General features: G+C 46.4%; 6 protein-coding genes. 5 read left to right on the plus strand and 1 reads right to left on the minus strand.

Features of this window, described 5'->3' with window-relative positions; translation table 11 throughout:
* Positions 1–38 precede the first annotated feature (38 nt).
* Positions 39–3,695, plus strand: coding sequence for a CHAT domain-containing tetratricopeptide repeat protein (locus tag QUB61_RS15140; protein WP_333129546.1), 3,657 nt, complete (start codon positions 39–41; stop codon positions 3,693–3,695).
* A 103-nt stretch (positions 3,696–3,798) separates the two neighbouring features.
* On the opposite strand, the gene QUB61_RS15145 is transcribed toward QUB61_RS15140, so the two are convergent.
* Positions 3,799–4,095 (minus strand): hypothetical protein, encoded by a 297-nt coding sequence (locus QUB61_RS15145; RefSeq protein WP_333129548.1) that lies wholly within the window; start codon positions 4,093–4,095, stop codon positions 3,799–3,801.
* Positions 4,096–4,161: 66 nt separating this feature from the next.
* Between QUB61_RS15145 and QUB61_RS15150 the strand changes: the two genes are divergently transcribed.
* The 4 genes from QUB61_RS15150 to QUB61_RS15165 all read left to right on the plus strand — a co-directional run bounded on the left by QUB61_RS15150 (position 4,162) and on the right by QUB61_RS15165 (position 10,333).
* Positions 4,162–4,584 carry an endonuclease domain-containing protein gene (locus QUB61_RS15150; protein ID WP_333129551.1) on the plus strand — a complete coding sequence of 141 codons (423 nt, stop codon included), beginning with the start codon at positions 4,162–4,164 and terminating at the stop codon, positions 4,582–4,584.
* Positions 4,585–5,083: 499 nt separating this feature from the next.
* Positions 5,084–8,395: a CHAT domain-containing tetratricopeptide repeat protein gene (locus tag QUB61_RS15155; RefSeq protein WP_333129553.1), complete on the plus strand. Its 3,312-nt coding sequence runs from the start codon at positions 5,084–5,086 to the stop codon at positions 8,393–8,395.
* A 193-nt stretch (positions 8,396–8,588) separates the two neighbouring features.
* Complete coding sequence (locus QUB61_RS15160; RefSeq protein WP_333129555.1) at positions 8,589–8,933, plus strand: hypothetical protein; 345 nt, start codon at positions 8,589–8,591, stop codon at positions 8,931–8,933.
* The gene (locus tag QUB61_RS15165; protein WP_333129557.1) at positions 8,933–10,333 is read left to right on the plus strand and encodes a hypothetical protein; all 1,401 of its coding nucleotides are present in this window, start codon (positions 8,933–8,935) and stop codon (positions 10,331–10,333) included. The genes QUB61_RS15160 and QUB61_RS15165 overlap by 1 nt, the downstream gene beginning before the upstream one ends.
* The last annotated feature ends 96 nt before the right edge of the window (positions 10,334–10,429 follow it).

The following is a 10,429-nucleotide window of genomic DNA, read 5'->3' on the forward strand; positions in this document are numbered from 1 at the left end:
GTGGGTAGTTCACAAGGTTGCACGGAAGCAGCGCTCCTATGGTTAATAGTTTGGCGGAATGCACGATGGACGAAAAGCGTCGCAAAACTGATGTTAATATGCTCCAAGCGCTGCTGGAAAATCCTGTGGACTCAGGAATAGATTTGATTTTGAGGACGAACCCAAAGTCGATCGACTTTGAGTTCATGCAAACGCTTTATTTGGAAAAGCCGGCACTGACGCGAGAAAGTTTGCTCAAAGCTGCAAAATTTTTCCAAAAGGCGATCGCACCCTTAGAATCTGCAAAGGGCACTTCTAAATTGCCCGGAACCGGGACAGCATATCTGGCTTTTTTAGCAGAAGTATTGCAGGCAGTTGCGCGCAGCGCAGATTCGCAGCACCTGTACCCGTTGCTGAGAAACAATTTAGATAAACTCGATCATAATTTCGCACAACTGCTGCGCGGATGGGCAACTTTGGTGTTTTCTGCTGCCAAAGAATCGGAAACTAGGCGCATTGCAGCCCTGATCGGCAATCTGAGCAACAAAATTGGGCGGTTTCCCCTCGGCAGCAAGGCTAATAACTTGGAAATCGAAATTGCCGGTTACGAAACAGTTGCTAAGGTGTTTACCCGCAAAGACTTTCCCCAAGAATGGGCGATGATGCAAAACAATCTGGGTAACGCTTACAGCGATCGCCCCAAAGGTGATAAAGCTCAAAATATTGAACAGGCGATCGCTTGCTTTGAAAATGCCCTGCAACTGCGCACTCCCCAACAGTACCCGGAACAGTGGGCGACGCTGCAAAATAATCTGGGGAACGCTTACAGCGAGCGCCTCAAAGGAGATCCGGCAGACAATCTAGAACAGGCGATCGCGTGCTATCAAAACGCGCTGCGAGTTCGCACGCGCGAAACTTTCGGGGAAGAGTGGGCGAGCACTCAAAACAATCTCGGCCGTGCTTACAGCCGCCGCCTGCGGGGCGACAAAGCCCAAAATCTGGAACTGGCAGTCGGTTGCTACCACAATGCTTTGCAAGTCTACAACCGCAAGCGGTTTCCCCGCCGCTGGGCCACGACTCAAAATAATTTGGCAAATGCTTACTGCGAGTTCCTGCGGGGCAACCGAGCCGAAAATCTCGAATACGCGGTCAACTGCTATCAGAGGGCTTTGCAAGTGCGGACTAGGGAAGCTTTTCCGCTACAGTGGGCGACGACTCAAAGGAATTTGGGGCGGGTGTTTATCGATCGCATCAAAGGCGATCCGGTGGAAAATGTGGAAATGGCGATCGCCTGCTATCAAAATGCTTTACAAGTCTATACCCGCATCAAATTTCCCGAAGCTTGGGCTTCGATCCAAACTTACCTCGGTAGGATCTACAGTCGGCGGGTGAAAGGGGAAAAAGCTGAAAATATCGAAATGGCGCTGGCCTGCTATCAAAATGCTTTGCTATTTTGCAACCGCCAAAAATCTCCCGAACGCTGGGCAATGCTGTGTGCGTACCTCGGCCGCGCTTTCTGCGAACACCTGAAAGGGGAAAAAAACCGCAACCTCAAAAGCGCGATCGCCTGCTATCAAAATGCGACCCAAGTCTACACCAGGGAGGGAGCTCCCAACCGCTGGGCCATGCTGCAAATTTATCTCGGTAGGGCTTATTCCCAAGTGACAGAGACGGAAAACTTGTCCCACATGGAAAGCGCGATCCGCTGCTATCACAGCGCCTGCCAAGTCTACACTCGCGAAACCCATCCCCACCGCTGGGCTGAAATTTTATTTTATTTGGGTCAAGCTTACCGAGTTCGAGGCGAGTTGCTTCGCGCCTACGGGGTTTTTGCTGCTGCTGTCGATACTGTTGAATTCTTGCGCTCCGAACCCGAGCTTGATACAGTCGATTGGGGCGATCAGACGAGTACCCCAAAAGTCAAATTAACCCGCACCTGGGCTGGACTCTATAAATGCCTGGTGCAAGTTTGCCTGGAACTCGGCGCCAGCGAACCCGAATATTGCGCTAAGGCTCTGGAATACGCCGAACGCCACAAAAATCGGAATTTAGTAGAACTGCTGGTTAAATGCCAACTGACTCCGAAAGCCGAAATTTCCGCAGCGGTGCGAAGCGAGTTGGAGTCGCTGCAACAGGAAATAGCGGGGGAACAGCGGCACCAAGAACAGCGAGAACCCGAGCCCAACACTACCTTGATTCCTGAGGGCGATACCCAAGGTTTGAACAGCGGTTATCTGCTGCCGAACTCGGACTTGATGCACTTAAATCAATTGTGGCGGCAGTTTGATGGGTTGATTGCTCGGGAGGTGCAGGCAAACGACCCTTTCTTCAGCCTAGCTCGCAAAGTTCAACCCATCGCTTTCGAGCAAATTCGCCAATTGTTGCCTGATGCCAATTGCGCTGCTGTGGTGTGGGCGAGTTTGGGGGAGTTGCTGGTCGCTTTTGTGGTGGTCAAGGGTGCACAATATCCCGCCGTTCACCTGTGTTCGTCGCAAAATGCTGTGGCTGCCGAAAGTTGGGCCCTGGAGTACCTCAGCGCTTATTCCGAACAAAAAGGTCGCTGGATCAATCATCTCCCGGCTCGCCTCAAACGCTTGGCCTCGCTGCTGGAAATCGATCGAGTGGTGGCGCTGATTCCGGAGAATTGCGATCGGCTGATTTTTGTGCCGCACCGATTTTTGCACGCTTTGCCCCTGCACGCTTTGCCTCTGGGGGTGAGAGACGGATTTGATGACGGCAGGGGAATTTGGAGGACTGGGTGGAGCGATCGCAGCGGTTTTGATGTGGAGGGGTACACTGGTTCGGATTTTTCTCAAGGTTCGGCCTTTGGCGACGTTTCAGCGCCTGCTAGTTATTTGATCGATCGATTTGCTGGAGGAATTCGTTATGCTCCTAGCTGTCAGCTATTGCTGTTTAGACAAAGTGCGCGCGCTGCTGCTCTTGGTCGGTACCGACCCCGTTTGGAGCACCTTTTGGCAGTTCCAACTTTCACCAGAGATTCGTTTTACAGCAACATGGAAATCGCCAATATTTCCCAGTATTTTCCTAGTGCAGAACTTTTGCGCCAGAAGCCAGCAATTAAAGAGGCTTTTTCCCGAGGAATGTCTGCTAATAAGGGGGATTTACCCCAGCAAATAGGGCAGTTGCAGCAGAAAAAATGCGCTCACTTTGCTTGTTTGAGTTTGCTTAATTTGGGTTGGCCGCTGAAATCCGCAGTGTTTTTGAGAAATGATGTTCTGAGTTTGGAGGAAATTTTTAATCTTGATTTGCGGCAATATTTTTTAGTTACTTTATCGGCTTGCGAAATTGCCCACGGCCCAATTAGCGGTGCTGCAGGAGATTTTGTCGGTTTGTCGGCGGGTTTGTTGTATGCTGGCACCTCTAGTGTGGTCAGCAGTCTTTGGAAGGTGAACGATGTTTCTGCGCTGCTGCTGACGAGCAAGTTTTATGAAAATCTCGCACGGTTTCCTCGGTTGCAGGTGGGAGATGTGGCGCGAGCGCTGGCGGATGCTCAAAGGTGGCTGCGGAATTTGACTGGCGAGGAATTGGAGGTGTTGCTGGCGGATTTTCAACCTCAAATTTCGCATATGTTCGATCGGCTGTCTCACAGTTCTCGCGTTATTGCTGAGGCTTCTTTGCAGCACACTCGCAACCGCAAACCCTATCCTTTTGCTAATCCGTATCATTGGGCAGCTTTTACTGCGGCTGGGGTTTAGTTATCAGTCATTAGTTACCCTTTTGAGGATTCGGCGGTTGAAATGGATAAAGGGCGATCGGCCTTCATCTGTTTTTGCTATGTTGTTTCATCCTGAATTTTTGTCAATTTTGCAAAATGTACTGACTGATAATGTTTTTGAGCTTTTGAGGAGCTTCAAGGGCGATCGCCGCTCCTAAATCTGGACGCACAACCCACCACCAAACGAGCGTTTCTAATTGACTGGGTGGGTTTTCGTTGGAACCGCATTCGATAGTACCTTCATTTACACCAATAATATTGGCACAAAGGTCATCAGCAATGGTAACGCGATCGTCTAGTTTTTCAAACTGTACGATGTCTTGCCAGCGAATTTCATGGGGAATGGAATTGAGAATTGATTGAAGATCTAGAGCCAGCATTAAACAGTACCTCAAAAAGCTATAATAACTCTAATACTAACTTTTTCAGGGAAGCTAGGAGGTATTGTGCTACAACTCAAAAACTCCGGTTTTTATTTGCCCTACAACCCAAAACTTGTTCCCATCGCTAAACAACTGCGGCTAAACCAGACAGTCACAGAGAAAAAAATGTGGCAAGGTTTTTTGCGAAAATTGCCCGTTCGCATTTTGCGACAACGGCCGATTGATAATTTTATTGTTGGTTTTTACTGTTCGGGATTAAGACTGGTCATTGAAATTGATGGAGAGAGTCATTTTACTGAACAGGGGAAAATTTATGATGAGGAGAGGACGAATATTTTAGAGGGCTATGGACTTCAGGTGGTCAGGTTTACTAATGTTGAAGTTTTGCTGAATTTTGAGGGGGTTTGCTATCAGTTGGAAGGTCTGATCCTCCCTAGCCCCCTTACTAAGGGGGGAACAATAGAGGGCGAAGTTTTTCGTTCATAACGGGGTTCCGATCCCCCCTAGCCCCCCTTAATAAGGGGGGGACAAGAGAGGGCGAAGTTTTTCGTTCATAACGGGGTTCTGATCCCCCCTAGCCCCCCTTAATAAGGGGGGGACAAGAGAGGGCGAAGTCTTCTAGTGAAACGCCTGAATCCCACTTAAAAAGATTGTGAACTCACAAACAATATTCAGCCTAACTCTTGTCCCCCCCTTAGGAAGGGGGGTTAGGGGGGATCGAAAGATTGTGGACTCACAAACAATATTCAACCTAACTCTTGTCCCCCCCTTACAAAGGGGGGTTAGGGGGGATCGAAAGATTGTGGACTCACAAACAATATTCAACCTAACTCTTGTCCCCCCCTTAGGAAGGGGGGTTAGGGGGGATCGAAAGATTGTGGACTCACAAACAAGACTGAGAAATCGCACTAACAAACTACGCGCGTTCTCCATATAATACAATCACTAAATAATAATTACCCCGCCCAATCCCCCGCCACCCGATATGGACGAACAACGACTCCAAGCTTATTTTAATCTGATTGAATTGCTACTGAATTGCCCCAGCGGGGAAGAAAGCAAAATTTTGCAGGCAAACTCCGAGTTAGTTGATGCCGGGTTGGTGCAGGTAATGCAACTGGCTGCAGAAATCAAACGCCAGAAAGGAAATGAGAATGCAGCGGATTATTTAACGAATTTGGCTGACGAACTCGCTAAATTGTTGGAATTGCCCTCTGCTAATTCTCAATGGGAATTTTTGATACAACTGTTGCAGGTAACTTCAGATAGTGGTGGCGATCGTAATGTAATTTATCCCCTGCTAGGGGATAATCTCAACTTGATTAATGATGATTTTGCTGCAATTTTGGGAAATTGGGTGAGGATAAGTTTGCCAAATTTAAACAGCAAAGAATATCGCTATTATATAATAGAAGTTATTAACACTTTTAGCAATGCAATACTGAAATTTCCTTTAGGCAGTAGGGCGAGTAATTTGGAAATTGCCATTGCAGGTTATGAAGTTGCCCTGACTGTTTTTACCCGTCAAGAATATCCTAAAAATTGGGCAGGTACTCAAAATAATTTGGCGGCTGTATACAGCGACAGAATCAGAGGCGAAAAAGCGGAGAATTTAGAAATCGCGATCGCAGCTTCTGAGGCCTCATTGGAGGTTTACACTCGCGAGGCATTTCCTGAATATTGGGCAATGACTCAAAATAATTTGGCGATTGCCTACCTCTACAGAATCAGAGGCGAAAAAGCGGAGAATCTAGAAATGGCAATCGCAGCTTCTGAGGCAGCATTGTCAGTTTACATCCGCGAGGCATTTCCTGAATATTGGGCAATGAGTCAAAATAATTTGGGGGAAGCCTACCGCAACAGAATCAGAGGCGAAAAAGCGGAGAATCTAGAAATGGCGATTTCCGCTTATCAGAAAGCATTGTCCGTTTACACCTGCGAGACATTTCCTGAACAGTGGGCAGGGAGTCAAAATAATTTGGGGGAAGCATATCGCAACAGAATCAGAGGCGAAAAAGCGGAGAATCTAGAAATGGCGATTTCCGCTTCTGAGAAAGCATTGTCCGTTTACACCTGCGACGAATTTCCTGAAGATTGGGCAAGGAGTCAAAATAATTTGTCGATTGCCTACCTCTACAGAATCAGAGGCGAAAAAGCGGAGAATCTAGAAATGGCGCTCGCCGCTTCTGAGGCATCATTGTCCGTTTACACCCGCGACGAATTTCCTGAATATTGGGCAAGGAGTCAAAATAATTTGGGGGAAGCCTACCGCAACAGAATCAGAGGCGAAAAAGCGGAGAATCTCGAAATGGCGATTTCCGCTTATCAAGAATCATTATCCGTTTACACCCGCGAGACATTTCCTGAAGATTGGGCAAGGAGTCAAAATAATTTGGCGGGTGCCTACGTCTACAGAATCAGAGGCGAAAAAGCGGATAATCTCGAAATGGCGATTTCCGCTTATCAGAAAGCTTTGTCTGTTCGCACCCGCGAGGCATTCCCGATAAATCATGCTGAAACCTTATTTAATCTCGGACTTACCTACTGGTATAATTCCCAACTCCCAGAAGCTTACAATACCTTTAACACCGCCATTGAGACAGTCGAATCAATGCGGAGTGAAATCATTAGGGGCGGCGAAGCTGACCGACAGAAATTAGCGGAAGAATACAATAGAATTTATTACCTAATGGTAGAAGTTTGCCTAGACATGGAAAATAAAACCGCCGCCCTAGAATACATCGAACGCAGCAAAACCAGAAACCTAGTAGAATTGTTTCACAAAGCCCGCAGCCTCCCACAAAATTTACAGCGGATTAGTTTTCAGGAAATTCGCAGTCTGTTAGGTAAAGATGAGGCAATTTTGGAATGGTACATCACCTTTAACGGCTTTAAAGTTTTTATTATTACCCAGGACTCCACTCAACCCGATGTCTGGCAATCTTCCGATGCAGACTTGGAAGCATTAAGAGATTTTGCAAACCAGTATATCAACGACTACATCTATCAAAATGATAACTGGGAAAAACAGCTAGAAATCCGGCTGGAAAAATTAGCTAAAATCTTGCACCTCGATGAAATAATTTCTCGCATCCCCGAAAAATGCCAGCGGTTGATATTAGTTACCTTCCGATATTTACACTTGTTGCCACTTCACGCATTAACCAGCCGAAGGGTAAGGCAGAATGTAGAAGAAACTGGAACTCTCCTCGAACTTTTCCCTGGTGGCGTGAGATATACTCCCAGTTGTCAGCTATTACAATTATCTCAGCGGGTAAATCCGACTGGGGAAGAATCATCACCCACAAGATTGTTTGCCATTCAAAACCCGACAGAAGACTTAGACTTCACCGATATCGAAGTTGAAGCAATTGCCAAATCCTTTAATCCTGCGGAAGTTTTGATTCGGGAAAAGGCAAGTAAGACAGGATTCCAGCAACAGTTGGCAGCGTTGCAGAATGCCGACATCGCCCACTTTTCCTGTCACGGCTTTTTCGACTTTTCCAATCCCCGGAAATCAGCTTTAATCTTAGCTGGGGCGAAAGTAACCCCCCTTAATCCCCCCTTGGCAAGGGGGGAGACACGAGAGGATTTCCCCTTGCCAAGGGGGGAGACAGGAGAGGATTTCCCCTTACCAAGGGGGGAGACAGGAGAAGATTTCCCCTTACCATGTGGCGAGATAGGAGAGGATTTCCCCTTGGTAAATGGCGAAACAGGAGAGGATTTCCCCTTGGTAAATAGCGAGACAGGAGAAGTCCCCCCCCTTACCAAGGGGGGGCTAGGGGGGGTTTCCTCCGACAAAAGTTATATTCGTTCCCGCCGAGGCGAAACCTTCGACATCGCGGAATGTCTGACGCTGGAAGAAATCTTTGATTTGCGGCTGAGTAAGTGCAGTTTAGTGACGCTTTCCGCCTGCGAAACTGGGTTAACCGATATTAGAGATAATACTGATGAGTATATCGGATTGCCTAGCGGTTTTTTCTATGCCGGGGCGACGAGTGTAATTAGCACTTTGTGGGCTGTCAATGATGTATCTACGGCGATTTTGATGATTAAGTTTTATGAGATTTTCCTGTCTGAAAGTCGCCCGCCTGTGGCGATTGCTTTGCGGGAGTCTCAGTTGTGGCTGCGCGATGCAACAGTGCAAGATTTGGTAGATTGGGTTGCAAGTTGTAAATTAATTTCAGATGAAAGAAAAGAGGAAATGCAAAATTCTATTGCATTTGGTCAAAAACCCGAAAACAAACGTTACCAATCTCCCCACTTCTGGGCGGCTTTTTGTGCGATTGGGCAATAGATTCGTCAGCGAAACAATGAATTTTTGTAGGAAACGGCAATGGTTTCCTTCCCATTTAACAATGCAATGTGCCGACCGTTTAACAATCCGTCACACGGCAATTAGAACAGGGCAATCAGGACATGGCATTGCCGTGTCCTTTGTGAATATGGTAAAATGACAATATTATAAGTTACAAGACATAAATTCAGCCATGAAGCCGGAAAAAATCATTAATTCATTTCTAGTAGTCTTGAAAACCAGTCCCAATTTATTTTCCGAAGCAGCCACAGAAGCATTAAAGACCCTTGAAAAAGATATTGCGGCTGCCGAAAATGAATCAAATCAAGCAATTTCTAAAATACTCAGCAATTGGTGTATCGACTATCCCGAAATTACCAAAGCATTGGAAGCCGTCGCCACCAGAGGCAAAGTTATCCCTAAACCCAGTCAACCGCAAGGAGACGAAAATATTTCCGAAAATCAGTTTCCCCGCCTATTTCCACGGCTGATAGAATCTTTAGAAAAGCGGATAAAATCTGAGAAGCCTGAAAATTAATGAATGAAATTGAAAAAGTTTTAAATCCTAATGTCTACGCTTTTGCTTTTCACCTAATCGGCGACGCTAGCGGCAGAGATAATCCCCTCTGGAATTGGGGCGATGATTTTTTGGAAAGCTTTACATCCCAAAAACTAAAACCCCTTCTCAAATTTCCCGAAGAACCATCTAATTTCTCGGTTGATTTGTTGCCAGACATCAGCTTGGATTTTAATTCTAAAGTCAGCTACAATGAAACTCAATTAGATGTCAGCGGGTTTGCTGTACCCATCAACATAGGAGACACCTATGCCCTGTGGTTGAATGTGGGTTTCCCTGATAGTTTTGTAGAGGAAGTTTCCCCGCAATGGCTGAGTACATTTAACCCCGAAAATTTATTAGGAATCGTTACCGGGGAAGAGTTTCTAGGTGAAACAATTCTAATTACCGCTAAATTACCCCCGCAACCACAACTACCAAGTCTCGAATCCTTCCAATCTCTAGCTGACAAATGCTGTAACGCTTTACTTCCCGAAAAATATCGCCCTCCTTTTAACCGCGCCGGCGAGTTATTTGGGAGTCCGATTTTTGAGTACGGTTTAATCAAGCAAACTGCTAATTATCGGCACTTGCTTGTCTGGTTTCCCAACAGCGAAGCATCGGAAGATAAGCTTGGTACTTACCAGCGGGAAATAGTAGACTTGTTTTACTACCGCACTAAAATTATTAAAGCCTTTCACAACAGCAGGCAAATTCACCGCATACTGTTTGATTTTTACCGACAAGTGGTGGATAATGTTAATTGGTTGCAGCAGCGAATAGATGAACTAGACAGCGACTTGACTACCGACAATTTACAGGAATTTAAGGACGAGTTGAAAAAGCTACTGAAAACAGCACTGACTTACACTCAAGGGCTGACAGAATTAGAAGATTACGGCAATACAATTGCGATAAATCTTAACAATTACAATGAGAAATTAGATCAAATCTCTGCTAAAGTAGAAAACGATGAGGAAGAACTATCAATATTAAATCACTTCAGTAGAAAAACTGCTCCATATATGCGATCGCAAATAGCAGGCGACTTAGGATATTTCCGACACGGCACAGGCTTAATCGAACAAGCGATCGCCTCAATCCGAGGGATAGTAGAAATAGAACAAGCCAGGAGCGAATTAGCACAGAAAAACCGAGGCGATCGCCTAGAAAGCACAATACAGGCGATCGGCGTCGGTTTAGCAGCCGGAGGAATTACAGCATCAAGCGGCACAGACAAACTCTTTGAGACGCTGCGACAAAACCACGTCCCCGCACCCTTAATCCTGTGGCATCCGTTTGTATTTTCCTTTGTTTTGAGTGGCGCGATCGCCCTTGGATCTGCTGCGATCGTCTGGTGGCGCACTCGACCAAAGAATTAGCCATTAACCATTAGTCCGCCTAGGGCGTCGGTTCAGTATTAGGAGTTGACAAAAAAAGGAATTTATGAAATTAGCCAGTGCATGAGTTCGACTCTA

The organism is Microcoleus sp. C2D2, from assembly GCF_036702495.1.
GTDB lineage: Bacteria > Cyanobacteriota > Cyanobacteriia > Cyanobacteriales > Microcoleaceae > Microcoleus.